This is a genomic window from Streptomyces sp. NPDC091289, from assembly GCF_044757365.1.
GTDB lineage: Bacteria > Actinomycetota > Actinomycetes > Streptomycetales > Streptomycetaceae > Streptomyces.
In genome coordinates this window covers 86498-101116 of record NZ_JBIVUT010000014.1, presented here as the reverse complement: position 1 = coordinate 101116, position 14619 = coordinate 86498, and the positions used below count along the sequence as shown (strand labels likewise).

10 protein-coding genes are annotated in these 14619 nt (G+C 71.5%); 4 read left to right on the top strand and 6 right to left on the bottom strand.

The window, feature by feature from the left end:
* Positions 1-120: 120 nt before the first annotated feature.
* Positions 121-2997, top strand: coding sequence for a hypothetical protein (locus ACIQPT_RS20045; RefSeq protein ID WP_401157221.1), 2877 nt, complete (start codon positions 121-123; stop codon positions 2995-2997).
* 18 nt (positions 2998-3015) lie between these two features.
* Here the strand turns inward: ACIQPT_RS20045 and hemW are convergent, their stop codons facing one another.
* Both hemW and ACIQPT_RS20035 read right to left on the bottom strand, forming a co-directional pair.
* A complete protein-coding gene (gene hemW / locus ACIQPT_RS20040) occupies positions 3016-4257 on the bottom strand; it encodes a radical SAM family heme chaperone HemW (protein WP_401157220.1) in 1242 nt (413 codons plus the stop codon).
* Between the two features lie 31 nt (positions 4258-4288).
* The gene (locus ACIQPT_RS20035; RefSeq protein WP_401157219.1) at positions 4289-6265 is read right to left on the bottom strand and encodes a SpoIIE family protein phosphatase; all 1977 of its coding nucleotides are present in this window, start codon (positions 6263-6265) and stop codon (positions 4289-4291) included.
* Between the two features lie 233 nt (positions 6266-6498).
* Between ACIQPT_RS20035 and ACIQPT_RS20030 the strand changes: the two genes are divergently transcribed.
* A complete protein-coding gene (locus ACIQPT_RS20030) occupies positions 6499-7137 on the top strand; it encodes a dihydrofolate reductase family protein (protein ID WP_401157218.1) in 639 nt (212 codons plus the stop codon).
* A 135-nt stretch (positions 7138-7272) separates the two neighbouring features.
* Here the strand turns inward: ACIQPT_RS20030 and ACIQPT_RS20025 are convergent, their stop codons facing one another.
* On the bottom strand, positions 7273-9162 hold the full coding sequence (locus tag ACIQPT_RS20025; RefSeq protein WP_401157217.1) for an AMP-dependent synthetase/ligase: 1890 nt from the start codon (positions 9160-9162) through the stop codon (positions 7273-7275).
* 293 nt (positions 9163-9455) lie between these two features.
* On the bottom strand, positions 9456-11330 hold the full coding sequence (gene lepA / locus ACIQPT_RS20020; protein ID WP_401157216.1) for a translation elongation factor 4: 1875 nt from the start codon (positions 11328-11330) through the stop codon (positions 9456-9458).
* A 228-nt stretch (positions 11331-11558) separates the two neighbouring features.
* Here lepA and rpsT point away from each other — a divergent pair, with 228 nt between their 5' ends.
* Positions 11559-11825, top strand: coding sequence for a 30S ribosomal protein S20 (rpsT, locus tag ACIQPT_RS20015; RefSeq protein ID WP_397762877.1), 267 nt, complete (start codon positions 11559-11561; stop codon positions 11823-11825).
* Between the two features lie 330 nt (positions 11826-12155).
* Here rpsT and holA read toward each other — a convergent pair whose 3' ends face one another.
* Positions 12156-13142, bottom strand: coding sequence for a DNA polymerase III subunit delta (gene holA, locus ACIQPT_RS20010; RefSeq protein WP_401157215.1), 987 nt, complete (start codon positions 13140-13142; stop codon positions 12156-12158).
* Positions 13143-13244: 102 nt separating this feature from the next.
* On the opposite strand from holA, the gene ACIQPT_RS20005 reads away from it, so the two are divergent.
* Entirely contained in the window at positions 13245-13496 is a 252-nt protein-coding gene (locus tag ACIQPT_RS20005; RefSeq protein ID WP_401157214.1) for a hypothetical protein, read from the top strand.
* 33 nt (positions 13497-13529) lie between these two features.
* Here the strand turns inward: ACIQPT_RS20005 and ACIQPT_RS20000 are convergent, their stop codons facing one another.
* Positions 13530-14411 carry a YceI family protein gene (locus ACIQPT_RS20000; protein ID WP_401157213.1) on the bottom strand — a complete coding sequence of 294 codons (882 nt, stop codon included), beginning with the start codon at positions 14409-14411 and terminating at the stop codon, positions 13530-13532.
* Positions 14412-14619: the final 208 nt, after the last annotated feature.

Below are 14619 nucleotides of genomic sequence, written 5' to 3'. Positions count from 1 at the left end.
CCTATGAATGCCTGCGCCCCACACGCACCATCGGTTATTGAGGGGGGAGAACGGGCAGGCGGTTCACGGGCCGAAGGGTTCGAGGGAGCCGAAGGGTCCACGGGGGAAGGACACGGGGCGATGGCGCGCGAGGTCTGGCGGGACAGTGCGGACAACGAGGCGGCCTCGGCCGTCTTCCATCTGATGCAGCAGCTGATCGACCGCTACCGGGTCAACCGGCCCGTGATGCCGCTCGTGGTGGCCCAGGCGGCGGACGCCGGGGCCGGGCCGGAGATCGACGCCCGGGTGGAGCGGGTCGTCCACCAGGTGCACCGGGCCAACGCGTTACGCCGGGTGCCGGTGCGGCTGCTGGACGGCGAGGGCGCCACCCCGTACGAGGCGGCGCTCGCCATGGTGCGCACGCTCTCCGAGAAACCGTGGGAGACCCGCGAGAACACCCAGTACAAGACCTTCTCCTTTCCCCGCTCCCGGCTGCTCGGGGCGATCGAGCAGGCCACCGCGACGGTGGTCGAGCAGTCCGACGGGAACACCTCCGAGGTCCGCGAGGAAAGGATTCTGGAGCAGCTCAGCCGGCTGCGCTGGCGGTCCGGCCGGCCGCGCCGGGGCAGCTGGTGGGAGTCGCTGCGGGATTCGGTGCGGCCCGAGACGTTCGTCGGCGCGCTCTTCATCGCCCTGCTCAGCGTGCTGCTCGGGGAGATCGACTGGCTGCTGACGGCCCTGGTGGCGGCCGTCGCGCTGCTGGGGCTCGCCGTGGTGGGCCTGGCGAGCCGGGCCGCGCCGCCGCTGCTGTGGCTGCGCCGGGCCAGCCGGTGGTTCGCCACCACCTCGTCGCTGGCCGCCTCCAGCACCGGCTATCCGTCGGACGGCTGGTCGTGGTTCTCGCCGAGCGGTTCGTGGCGGGTGATCCGGGCGCGGGCGGCGGCGGTCGCGGAGCGGGTGGCGGACGCGGGGGCGGGCGACGAGCACGCGCGCCAGTTCCATCTGGAGCTGCGGGTGCAGGCGCTGCTGGAGGACCTGCGGCACAACTACCGCCCGCACTCCCTGGACTGGCGGCGCGGCAAGCGCACGGTCCCGCCGGTGGTGTTCCTGCCCCGGGCCACGCAGGACAACGGCGGCATCCTGCTGATCAACGCGATCAACAACGTACGGTCGCGGCGCAGCGAGGTGGATCCGCTGCTGCTGCTCGCCTCGCTGCCGGCCCCGGAGATCATGCGGCACACCCCGCCGCTGCCCCCGGAGCGGCCGGGGCCCGGTGCGCCGGCCGGCTCCTCGGGGGCCCGGGCCCGCTACGAGCGCTGGGTGGACGATCTGAGCCTGGGCCAGTCGCCGGTGGCGGCGGCGACGCTGGCGTGGGTGCTGCTGCTGCCGCTGTCCACCGAGAAGCTGACCCATGAGCACGCGCACGCGCAGCTCGTCACCCACCGGGTGCGGCGGACCTGGGCGTGGTGGGTGATGTCGCGGGCGAGCATCGCCGTGCTCGTCGTGGGCTCGCTGCTGGGGGCGTTCCTGTGGGCCGGGCACTGGCGCGATACGTACTGCCACGGGCCGCTGACCGACCGCAACACGGACGGGATCTGGGCCGGGGAGGGGGACGACCGGGAGTGCGTGGGGGTGGCGACCGCGCCCGAGGTGCTCTTCGCCCGGGGCAACGGCCTGGAGCTGAACGGGGCCGGGAAGGGCATCACGTTCGAGCGGATCGAGCAGGCGATCCGTGAGGAGAACGCCGACATCGAGCCGGGCGACGCGTATGTGACGGTCGTGTACGCCGGGCCGCTGACCGCCACGGGCAAGGACCGGGAGCGGACCCGCAAGGGTCTGGAGGAGCTGACCGGCGTCTACCTCCAGCAGCGGGCGGTGAACAAGACCGTGGGCCGGTCAGTGAAGCTGCGGGTGCTGACCGCCAACGGCGGCGAGGACATGTTGCGGCAGCTCACCGCCGTACGGAAGATCATCGAGGTGGCCCGGCGGGATCCGTCGGTGGTCGGGGTGGTCGGTCTCGGCCGCAACACCGACGAGAGCGACGACGCGACGCGGCTGCTGCGCGATGCCGGGCTGCCGCTGGTGAACACGACGAACTCCAGCGGCGAGCTGCCCCGCCGGTTCCCCAACTACTTCGGGCTCGCGGCGACGGACGAGGAGCAGACGTACGCGCTCGGGCTGGTCGCCCGGCAGATCGCGCAGGGCCTCGACCGCCCGCACGCGATCGTGCTGTCGCGCGGGGACCGCAACGGCGACCTGGACCGGTACACCGCCGAGCAGCGGGCCGCGGGCAAGGAGATGCTGCGGACGTCGGGCTTCTCGCTGGGCCAGGACGTGAGCTACGACCTCGCGGGCGGGGCGAGCCTGAATGACCCGCTGACCACCATCTGCCAGGCCGATCGGGTGCCGGACGCGCTGTATTTCGCGGGGCGGGTCGAGGACGTGCCGACGCTGATGGCGGGCCTGTCGGGCACCACCGGGTGCTCGGACCGGCGGATGACGGTGTTCACGGGGGACGATCTGACGAAGGGCACCTTCGACGACAGCACGTCGATCGCGGCCAACGTCACGCTCTACCACAGCTCCCTCGCCCCGCTGGACCGGGGAAAGAACCTCGGCTTCTACGGGGACGCGTACCGCACGCTGCGGGCGCTGCACCCCGACGGGGAGGTCGCCTCGCTGGCCTCGGGGCGTCCGGCGTACGAGGACGAGCTGTTCGCCAGCGGGCAGACCGTCATCTCCTACAGCGCGACGGCGGCCCTGTACGACGCCGCGGCGCGCGGCGACAAGCGGCGGAGCGCGGCGGAGACGTGGGCGACGCTGCACACGGTGGACCTCAACAACATGCCCACGGGGACGATCTCGTTCAGCCGGGCGAAGTCCTCGGTCTCGGACCATGTGCACGGTCTCAACATCGTCAAGGTGGTCCGGCCGGGGCCGAGCGCCGAGCGGACCCTGGTGTGCGGCAAGCCGGCCGGGGTCGCGCCGCCGCTGACGGCGAAGGAGTGCAAGCCGTGAGGCAGCCGTCCCGGGGACTCAGTCGACCAGGTCGCGGACGACGGCGTCGGCCAGGAGCCGCCCGCGCAGGGTGAGGACCGCACGGCCCTCCTCGTACGGTGCCGGGTCCAGCAGTCCGTCGGTCAGGGCGCGCCGGGAGGCGGCGAGGCCGTCGGGTTTCAGGAGGTCCAGCGGGCAGCCCTCGCGGAGCCGCAGCTCCAGCAGGATGCGCTCGACCCGGCGGTCCTCGTCAGCGAGGATCTCGCGGCCGGCGCCGGGCGAGCGGCCCTCGGAGAGCGCCTGGGCGTACGCGCCGGGGTGCTTCACGTTCCACCAGCGGACCCCGCCGACGTGGCTGTGGGCTCCGGGGCCCGCGCCCCACCAGTCGGCGCCGCGCCAGTACAGCTCGTTGTGGAGGCAGCGGCCGGCCTCGGTGGTGGCCCAGTTGGAGACCTCGTACCAGTCGAAGCCGGCGGCGGCGAAGGCCTCGTCCGCGATGAGATAGCGGTCGGCGTGCGCGTCGTCGTCGGTCATCGGGATCTCGCCGCGCCGGATGCGGCGGGCGAGCTGGGTGCCCTCCTCGACGATCAGGGCGTACGCGGAGACATGGTCGGGGCCCGCGCCGATCGCGGCGTCCAGGGTGGCCCGCCAGTCGTCGTCGGACTCGCCGGGGGTGCCGTAGATCAGGTCGAGGTTGACGTGGTCGAAGCCCGCCGCCCGGGCCTCGGCGACGCAGGCCTCGGGGCGGCCGGGGGTGTGCGTACGGTCCAGGATCTTCAGGACGTGCTGCTTGGCGCTCTGCATGCCGAAGGAGACCCGGTTGAAGCCGCCCTCGCGCAGGGCGGAGAGGTAGGCCGGGTCGACGGACTCCGGATTCGCCTCGGTGGTGATCTCCGCGTCCTCCGCGAGCCCGAACTCATCCCGGATCGACGCCAGCATCCGTACGAGATCGGCGGCGGGCAGCAGGGTGGGCGTGCCGCCGCCGACGAAGACGGTGCGGACCGGGCGCGGATCGTCGCCGAGGACCTTGCGGGCCTGGCGGACCTCCTCGATCAGATGCGCGGCGTAGTTGTCGCGGGAGGCCAGCGCTCCGCCGGAGCCGCGCAGCTCGGTGGCGGTGTAGGTGTTGAAGTCGCAGTAGCCGCAGCGGGTGGCGCAGTACGGCACGTGCAGATAGAAGCCGAGCGGGCGGTCGGCTGCGCCTTCCAGGGCGTGGCGGGGCAGCGCCCCGTCGTCGGGCACGGGCTCACCATCGGGCAGTACGGAAGGCATACCGACCATTGTCGCTCGCCGCGGAGGCGTATTGCTCCGCTCACTCCGCGTGCAGCACCAGCAGGGCCACGTCGTCGTCCGGCGGCTGCTCGGCGAACTCGTGGACCGCCCGTCGGATCCGCTCGGCGGTGGCGTCGGCGGGCAGCCCGGCGCACCCGGCCAGCACCCGGGCCAGCCCGTCCCCGTCGTCGAACATCAGCGGGCCCGACCGCCGCTCGGTCACCCCGTCCGTGACGCAGAGCAGGGTGTCCCCGGGCGCGAGGTCGAAGACCTGGCTCTCGTAGGCCACGTCCTCGACGACCCCGAGCAGCACCTGGGGCTCGGCGGCCGGGCGTACGGAGCCGTCGGGGCGCAGCAGCAGCGGCAGCGGGTGCCCGGCGCTGGCCACCGTGCAGCGGACCCCGCCGTCGGGGAGCGGCACGACCTCCCCGTACAGCAGGGAGAGGAACCGTGACTGGGTGCCGTCGTGGAGCTGCTGGCCCCCGGCGGCGGCGACCATCAGGGCGGCGGCCTCGGCGGCCTCCATGGCGTCGTCGAGGAGCAGCCGGTTCAGCCGGTCCAGGACCTCGCCGACGCCGAAGCCCTCGCGGGAGAGCAGCCGCAGCCAGGGGCGGGCGAGGCCGGTGACGACGGCGGCCTCGGGGCCGGAGCCCTGGACGTCGCCGAGGACGAAGCACCAGCGGTCGCCGGGGCACGGGAAAATGTCGTAGAAGTCACCGCCGACCACGCCGTCGTCGCTCGGTTCGTAGACGAGGGCGCTCGTGACGCCGGGGATCTCGGCGACCTTGCTGGGGAGCAGGCCGCGCTGGAGGATCCGGCTGATGGTGGCCTGCCGGGTGTAGGCGCGGGCGGCGCCGACGGCGAGGCCGAGGCGGCGGACGAAGTCCTCGATGAGCGAGGCGACGGCCTCGGGCACCTGGGTGACGCCCTCACGGCCGACGAGGACGGTCCCGAGCGCCCGGCCACCGGCGGTGATCCGGAACGCGAGCGCGGCCCCGTCGCGGCCGCCGGGGTGCGGGGGCGGGGCGTCCTCGGCCTGCCCGGGCCGGCCGGCGGGGTGGGCCGGCCAGGGCACGGGGACGGGCACGGGGCCGGGGCCGACGCCGGCGGGGAGGCGGAGAGGCTCCCGCTCCAGGGCGGTGCGCAGCGGCTCGGTGCCGGTCTCGTCGCTGTGCCAGACGCGGGCGAGCCGGGGTTCGGCGGCCGGTCCCCCGCCCTCGGTCTCCAGCCAGATCGCGCACCAGTCCGCCAGCCGGGGCACCAGGAGCTGACCCGCTATGGCGGCCACCAGGTCCTCGTCGAGCTGTCCGGCGAGCAGATCGGAGGCCTCGGCGAGGAAGGCCGGGGCGCCCCGGCTGTCCCAGACCGCGTCGTCGCGCTCGGTGCGCCGCGCGGCGGGGGCGAGGATCTCGGCGGCGCGCAGGCCGCGTCGGAGGGCCTCCCCGTCGGGCGGGGCGGGCGGGGCGCTCCAGTCGTCGACGGGCAGGCGGGCCCAGACGGTCTTGAGGCCGGTGCGGTAGGTGATACCCCAGGAGTCGGCGAGGGTGGCGACGAGCTGGAGGCCCCGGCCGTACTCGGCGGGGTCGGGCAGCTCCCCCGCGACCGCGCCGGCCGGTTCGGGGCCCGGGCCCGGCTCGTCGCCGCTCACCGGGCGGGCCGGGTGGTGGTCGGTGACCTCCAGGACGAGGGCGGCCGTCGGCTCGTCGTCGCCGCCCTCCTCCTCCAGTCTGAGGACCAGGTCGACCGTGGTCCCGGCGTGCACGACGGCGTTGGTGACCAGCTCGTTGGTGACGGTCACGGCGTCGTCGGCCAGCCGGTCGCTGAACCCCACGGCGGCGGGCACCCCGAGTCCGGTCCACTCGGCGAGCGCGGCGCGCACGAACCGGCGGGCGGCGGACGGGGCGAGCGGTATGCCGGGCAGGCTGGTGCGGCTGGCCAGGCGCGGGCCGTGCGCGTACCCGGCACGGGTGGTGCCGGGACGCTGCACGGTGTCCCGCTGCAAGGGAATGGGCGCCACGGTGCGGCTCCTACGGTCCGACGACACCGACAGAGTGACAGACCGGCCGCACTCATAAGCACCGAGTTACCGAAGTGAGCAGAAAATCGAGCAGATTCGAACGCAAGGCTTCGGGAAACTTAACGCGGCGATGAGCCTGCGGGCGTCCACGGGTCTACCCCTTGAGAGACGACTCGAAAGACGACTTGAGAGAGACGACTTGAGAGAGACGACCGACTCATCGGGAGCACACCATGGGCCTCATCCACATCGAACTGTTCGCGACCCTCGACCTGGTCGGGCAGGCGCCCGGCGGCCCCGACGAGGACCCGTTGGGGTTCCCGTTCGGCGGCTGGCAGGCACCCCTGCTGGACCAGGTCGCCGAGGCGCAGGTCGGTCAGGCGTACGAGGGTACGGACGCCCTCCTGCTCGGCCGGCGGACGTACGACATCTTCGCCGCCTTCTGGCCGCACCAGGAGAGCGGCGAGGACAGCGACATCGCCACGCTCTTCAACAGCGTTCCGAAGTACGTGGCGTCCCGGGGCACGCCCGACCTCTCGTGGGCCGGGTCCACACAGCTCGGCCCGGACCTCGCCGCCTCGGTGCGCGAGATCCGTGACCGGCACGAACACGTGAAAGTCGTCGGGAGCCTGAACCTCGTGCAGTCTCTCCTGCGCGAGAAGCTCTTCGACCGGCTCGACCTCTGGCTGCATCCGGTCACGCTGGGCGTCGGGAAGAAGGTGTTCGACGGTGGCGCGGTCCCCACCAACCTCACGCTCCTCGCACCCCCGGCGGCCGGCCCGAAGGGCGCCGTGTACCTGCGCTACGGGCTCGCCGGGGGCACTCCCGCCACGGGGGACATGAGCGCACCCGACCGCGGCGCCGGAAGCTAGGGGTTCACGGCAGGACCCGCACGGCACAGCGGGGCGGCCGGACACCTGGGTGTCCGGCCGCCCCGGTCGGCGCGAGAAGGCGTCGCGAGAAGCCCGTCGCGAAAGTGCGTGGCGAGAAGCCGTCGCGAGAGTGCGTTACGCCTCGCGCGAGCCCGCGTACATCTCGTCGATGAGCCCCTGGTACTCGCGCTCGACGACCGGCCGCTTCAGCTTGAGGCTGGGGGTCAGCTCGCCGTGCTCGACGTCCAGGTCGCGCGGCAGGAGGCGGAACTTCTTGATGGTCTGCCAGCGCTGGAGACCCTCGTTGAGGCGCTTGACGTACCCGTCGATCAGCTCGACGGTCTGCGGGGCCGCGACGACCTCCGCGTACGACTTGCCCTCCAGGCCGTTCTCGGCGGCCCAGCCGAGGAGGGTGGGCTCGTCGAGGGCGATGAGCGCGGTGCAGAAGTTACGGTCCGCGCCGTGCACCAGGATGTTGGAGACGAACGGGCAGACCGCCTTGAACTGGCCCTCGACCTCCGCCGGGGCGACGTACTTCCCGCCGGACGTCTTGATCAGGTCCTTCTTGCGGTCGGTGATGCGGAGGTAGCCGTCGACCGACAGCTCGCCGATGTCGCCGGTGTGGATCCAGCCGTCCGACTCCAGGACCTCCGCGGTCTTGTCGGGCAGCTTGTGGTAGCCGTCCATGACGCCCGGGCCGCGCAGCAGGATCTCGCCGTCGTCCGCGATGCGCACCTCGGTGCCGGGGAGCGGCTTGCCGACGGTGCCGGTGCGGTAGGCCTCGCCCGGGTTCACGAAGGACGCGGCGCTGGTCTCGGTGAGGCCGTAGCCCTCCAGGATGTGGACGCCGGCGCCCGCGAAGAAGTAGCCGATGTCCGGGGCGAGGGCGGCGGAGCCGGAGATGCAGGCGCGCAGCCGGCCGCCGAAGGCGTCGCGGATCTTGGAGTAGACGAGGGTGTCGGCGACCTTGTGCTTCGCGCCGAGCGCGAAGGGGACGGACGCCTTGCCGGTACGCCGGAAGTTGTCCTGGGAGACCTTGGCGTACTCGCGGGCGACCCCGGCCGCCCACTGGAAGATCTTGTACTTGGCGCCGCCGCCCGCGCGGGCCTTGGAAGCGACCCCGTTGTAGACCTTCTCGAAGATCCGGGGCACGGCGGCCATGTAGGTCGGCTGGACGACCGGAAGATTCTCGATGATCTTGTCGATGCGGCCGTCGACGGCGGTGACGTGGCCGACCTCGATCTGCCCGGAGGTGAGGACCTTGCCGAAGACGTGGGCGAGCGGCAGCCAGAGGTACTGCACGTCCTCCGACGTGATCAGCCCGGTCGCCACGGTGGCCTTGGCCATGTACGACCAGTTGTCGTGCGGCAGCCGTACGCCCTTGGGGCGGCCGGTGGTGCCCGAGGTGTAGATGAGGGTGGCGAGCTGGTCGGCGGTGATCGCCGCGACCCGCTCGGTGACCGCGTCCGGGGTCTTGGCGAGGAGCTCGGCGCCCTGGGCCTCCAGGTCGGCGAGGGTGATGATCCAGCCCTCGGGGTCGCCCTCGGCGGGCTCGACGCCTGCCGAGTCGATGACCACGACATGGGCGAGCTCCGGCAGCTCGGCACGGGTCTCGCGGGCCTTGGCCAGCTGCTCGGCGTCCTCCGCGATGAGGATCCGGCTCTCGGAGTCGGCCAGGATGAACGCGGACTCCTCGGCGTTCGTGGAGGGGTAGATCGTGGTGGTCGCGGCGCCCGCGCACATCACCCCGAGGTCGATGAGGATCCACTCCACCCGGGTGGCGGAGGAGAGGGCGACCCGCTCCTCCGGCCCCACGCCGAGCGCGATCAGCCCGGCGGCGATCGCGAAGACCCGCTCCGCGGCCTGGCCCCAGCTCAGCGACTTCCAGTCGTCGGGCCCCTCGCCGGAGGCGGAGGGCACCGGATAGCGGTACGCCTCCCCGTCCGGGGTCGCCGCCACGCGGTCGATGAAGAGGGACGCCACGGAGGGCGGCCGGTTATCGATCAAGGTCTGTGTGTCGCTCACGACGTCCTCCGGGCCTGCGGCATTGCTACGACCGGCTTCTTTGATACGGCGACTTGCTCTGTACGCCTTGCTCTGTACGTCCTGCTCTGTACGCCCTGCTCCGCAACCTGCTCGTACGGCTTGTTTAACTGGCCAGTAACCATCGAGTCGTGATCAGAGTAGAGCGCACTTGTCCGCCACGTAAGAGGCAACGGGCCGCCGCTTTCATAACGAAAGGGCCCCCACGCCGATGCTGCGGCACGGGGGCCCTCCGGACGGCTCATCGACAGGCGTCGGCAGGCGTCGGGTCGGGGCTACTTCTTGCCCTTGCTCTCCCCGGCGGACTCGTCGGTCGACAGGACGGAGATGAAGGCGTCCTGCGGGACCTCCACATTGCCGACCATCTTCATCCGCTTCTTGCCCTCCTTCTGCTTCTCCAGCAGCTTCCGCTTACGGGAGATGTCACCGCCGTAGCACTTGGCGAGGACGTCCTTGCGGATGGCGCGGACGGTCTCACGGGCGATGACCCGGGCGCCGATGGCCGCCTGGATCGGCACCTCGAAGTTCTGCCGGGGGATGAGCTTCTGCAGCTTGGCGACGAGCCGTACGCCGTACGCGTACGCCTTGTCCTTGTGGGTGACCGCGGAGAACGCGTCCACCTTGTCGCCGTGCAGCAGGATGTCGACCTTGACGAGCTGCGCCGACTGCTCGCCGGTGGGCTCGTAGTCGAGGGAGGCGTACCCCCGGGTCTTGGACTTCAGCTGGTCGAAGAAGTCGAAGACGATCTCCGCGAGCGGCAGGGTGTAGCGGATCTCGACCCGGTCCTCGGAGAGGTAGTCCATGCCGAGCAGGGTGCCGCGCCGGCCCTGGCACAGCTCCATGATCGCGCCGATGAACTCGCTCGGGGCCAGCACCGTGGCGCGGACGACCGGCTCGTGCACCTTGTCGATCTTGCCCTCGGGGAACTCGCTCGGGTTGGTGACGACGTGCTCGGTGCCGTCCTCCATCTCGACGCGGTAGACCACGTTGGGGGCGGTCGCGATCAGGTCGAGGCCGAACTCGCGCTCGAGGCGCTCGCGGACCACGTCCAGGTGGAGCAGGCCGAGGAAGCCGACGCGGAAGCCGAAGCCGAGCGCGGCGGAGGTCTCCGGCTCGTAGACCAGGGCGGCGTCGTTGAGCTGGAGCTTGTCCAGCGCCTCGCGCAGGTCCGGGTAGTCCGAGCCGTCCAGCGGATACAGCCCCGAGAACACCATCGGCTTCGGGTCCTTGTAGCCGCCCAGCGCCTCGGTCGCCCCGTTGTGCAGGGAGGTGATCGTGTCACCGACCTTGGACTGTCGGACGTCCTTCACACCGGTGATGATGTAGCCGACCTCGCCCACGCCGATGCCGTCGGCCGGGGTCATCTCCGGGGAGGACACCCCGATCTCCAGCAGCTCGTGGGTGGCGCCGGTCGACATCATCCGGATGCGCTCGCGCTTGTTGAGCTGGCCGTCGATGACACGGACGTAGGTGACGACACCGCGGTACGAGTCGTAGACCGAGTCGAAGATCATCGCGCGGGCGGGGGCGTCCGCGACGCCGACCGGGGCCGGCACGTCCCGCACGACCCGGTCGAGCAGCGCGTCCACGCCGATACCGGTCTTGGCGGAGACCTTGAGCACGTCCTCGGGCTGGCAGCCGATGAGGTTGGCCAGCTCCTCGGAGAACTTCTCCGGCTGGGCGGCCGGCAGGTCGATCTTGTTGAGCACCGGGATGATGGTGAGGTCGTTCTCCATCGCGAGATAGAGGTTGGCCAGCGTCTGGGCCTCGATGCCCTGCGCGGCGTCGACCAGCAGGACCGTGCCCTCGCAGGCGGCGAGCGAACGGGAGACCTCGTAGGTGAAGTCCACGTGGCCCGGGGTGTCGATCATGTTGAGGACATGGGTGGTGCCCGTGTCCTCGCCCGTGTTGGGCGCCCAGGGCAGCCGGACCGCCTGGGACTTGATGGTGATGCCGCGCTCGCGCTCGATGTCCATCCGGTCGAGGTACTGAGCACGCATCTGCCGCTGGTCGACCACTCCGGTCAGCTGAAGCATCCGGTCGGCGAGGGTCGACTTGCCGTGGTCGATGTGCGCGATGATGCAGAAATTGCGGATCAGCGCCGGGTCGGTACGGCTCGGCTCGGGCACGTTGGAAGGAATCGCGGGCACGCAGGGTCCTGATTCTTGAGACGCCGAACGCCGTGTCTCGGGTCGATGTCGGGTCGGTCGGATCGTCGGTCGGATCGATACGTAGGCTCCATCGTCCCACGCCTGCGGGACCGCGACCGGTTTGGGCCGGTCGAAGAGTGACTGCTACCGTGGACAGCTGTGCCTCGTGGCTCTCACGAGCGGCGTGGCTCACCTAGTAGATCCAATCGAACCTGAAAAGGCTCTTTCGTGGCGAACATCAAGTCCCAGATCAAGCGGAACAAGACCAACGAGAAGGCGCGCCTGCGCAACAAGGCCGTCAAGTCGTCGCTCAAGACCGCGATCCGCAAGGCCCGCGAGGCCGCCGCTGCCGGTGACGTCGAGAAGGCCACCACGGCCGTCCGCGACGCTTCCCGTCAGCTCGACAAGGCTGTCTCGAAGGGTGTCATCCACAAGAACTCCGCCGCCAACAAGAAGTCGGCGCTGGCGTCCAAGGTTGCCTCCCTGCAGGCCTGAGCTTCTTCCCGAAGCTCACTGATGTGATCGCCGGAACGGATCAGCGGGCCCTCTCTCCCGCCCCGGACCGGCACCCCGCGCCGCACACCGAACCTGCGTTCGCCACGCGGGTGCGGCGCACCCAAAGTGTGACCCGGAAGCCCCGGTCTCCCGATCTCCCCAGATCGATGGCCCGGGGCTTTCGTGCGTGTGCTTCCAGCCCGTTCCGGGGCACATCCAGCCGGGGGCACATCCAGCGCGTCCGGGGGCATATCCAGCCCGTCCGGCGTTTGAGGACGGAACCGGCGACCGCAGGACCCCGCGCCCTGCGGCTCCCCCGGAGGGAAACCCCTACCGCCCCGACCTCGCGGCCCGCGCAACAACGACGACGGCCTTCTCCAGGGCGTACTCCGGATCGTCCCCCCCGCCCTTCACCCCCGCATCCGCCGCAGCCACCGCCCGCAGGGCCACCGCGACCCCGTCCGGCGTCCACCCCCGCATCTGCTGCCGCACCCGGTCGATCTTCCACGGCGGCATCCCCAGCTCCCGGGCCAGATCGGCCGGCCGCCCGCCCCGCGCGGAGGACAGCTTCCCGATCGCCCGCACCCCCTGCGCCAGCGCACTGGTGATCAGGACGGGCGCGACCCCGGTCGACAACGACCACCGCAACGCCTCCAGCGCCTCCGCCGCGCGCCCCTCGACCGCCCGGTCGGCGACGGTGAACGACGAGGCTTCCGCCCGCCCGGTGTAATAGCGTCCGACGACCGCCTCGTCGATCGTGCCCTCGACGTCCGCGATCAGCTGGGACACCGCACTGGCCAGCTCCCGCAGATCGCTGCCGATGGAGTCGACCAGCGCCTGGCAGGCCTCCGGCGTCGCGGATCGCCCGTGCGTCCGGAACTCCGACCGTACGAAGGAGAGCCGCTCGGCGGGCTTGGTGGTCTTCGGGCAGGCGACCTCCCGCGCTCCCGCCTTGCGCGCCGCGTCCAGCAGCCCCTTGCCCTTGGCGCCGCCCGCGTGCAGCAGGACGAGCGTGATCTCCTCGACCGGCGCGCCGAGATACGCCTTGACGTCCTTGACCGTGTCGGCCGAGAGGTCCTGCGCGTTGCGCACGATCACGACCTTGCGCTCGGCGAAGAGCGAGGGACTGGTGAGCTCGGCGAGCGTGCCGGGCTGCAACTGGTCGGACGCCAGATCACGTACGTCCGTGTCGGCGTCGGCAGCACGCGCGGCCGCCACCACCTGCTGCACCGCACGGTCCAGGAGGAGGTCCTCCTGGCCCACGGCGAGGGTGAGGGGGGCGAGCGGATCGTCGGTGGAATTCTTCCTGGTGGCCATCGCGATCCAGCATCCCACGCCCCACTGACAGCCCGGACAGCCCGGACGGCCCGGACCGGCCCGGGGAGTGGGGCACCCACACCCGTACCGGAGAATGACCGGGTGAGCGACGTGAGACATGTACATGTGCTGGTGCTGCCCGACCGCGACTCCGCGGAGGAGGTGGCCGGAGAGCTGGCCGACCGCTTCGGGGTCACCGAGGAGCCCCAGCTCGTACGGGACGCGCTGGCCGGCGAGGACGACGCCGAGGACGCCCAGTGGCTGGTGGTCGTGGAGGACGCGGCCGAACGCCTGGACCCGGCCGCGCTCGACGAATTCGCCGCCGAGTACGAGGGCTGGCTGGAGAAGCCGTAGGAGCGCCGGACCACGATCTCCGACGCGGGCGGCTCAGCCCTTGGGCACGATCTGGATGTCCAGGTCGATGACGATGCTGGGCCCCACCACGGCGATCCCGCGCGCCAGCATGGTCTGCCAGGTGAGGGTGAAGTCCTCGCGGTGCAGTTCGGTGGTGGCCCGGCAGGCGGCGCGCGTCTCGCCCTCCAGGCCGTTGCCGATACCGAGGTACTGGGTGTCCAGCGTCACCGTACGGCTGACGCCGTGCAGGGTCAGCGCACCGGTGACGCCCCAGCGGCTGCCGCCCCGGTGGACGAAGCGCTCGCTGTAGAACTCCAGCGTCGGGTAGCGGCCGACGTCGAGGAAGTCGCCGGAACGCAGGTGGTCGTCGCGCATCTGCACATTGGTGTCGATCGACGCCGCGTCGATGATCACGTGCATGGCGGAGTCCTCCATGCGGTCGGCGATCCGGACCGCCCCGGCGAAGGTGTTGAACCGGCCGTGGATGCGGGCCAGCCCGATGTGCCGGGCCGTGAAGCCGATCTGCGAGTGGTTCGGCTCGATGTCCCAGTCGCCGGGGTCGGGCAGCTGCGGGGGCTGCGCCACCTGGAGGGTCACGTCGCCCAGGGTGGCGTGCGCCCCCTCGGTGACCGTCGCCGCCCCGTGGAACGGGGTGAAGCCCTCGGCCGTGATCGCCAGCCGGTAGTCGCCCGCCGGGACCGTGGCGAGGACACTGCCGAAGGGGTCCGTCTCGCCGCCCGTCACCCTGCGGCCCGCGCTGTCGGTCACGACGAACTCGGCCTGCTGGACCGGCTCGTTGACCGGGTCGAGCACCCGGCAGCTGAGCACGCCCGCGGTACGGGGTACCTGGAATCCGGCGAGGGCCCCACCGCGCCCACCCGCCTGGCCTCTGTTTCCCAGCCAACGGCCGAACATCTCTTACGTACCCCCAGGGGCGCTGCGCACTTCGGGCCCTGACAGGTGGACGTCTTTGTCGAATCAGCGGCCCGCCGACGAGCATGCATTCGATCACTGTTGCGGCGTTCGAGGCAAACGGAGGGCCTAGGAGGGTCTAGGAGGGTCTTGTACGGAGGTGTGCCGAGCTGTGCGCAGGTGTTACCGAAGGTCCGAATTACCGGTTCCG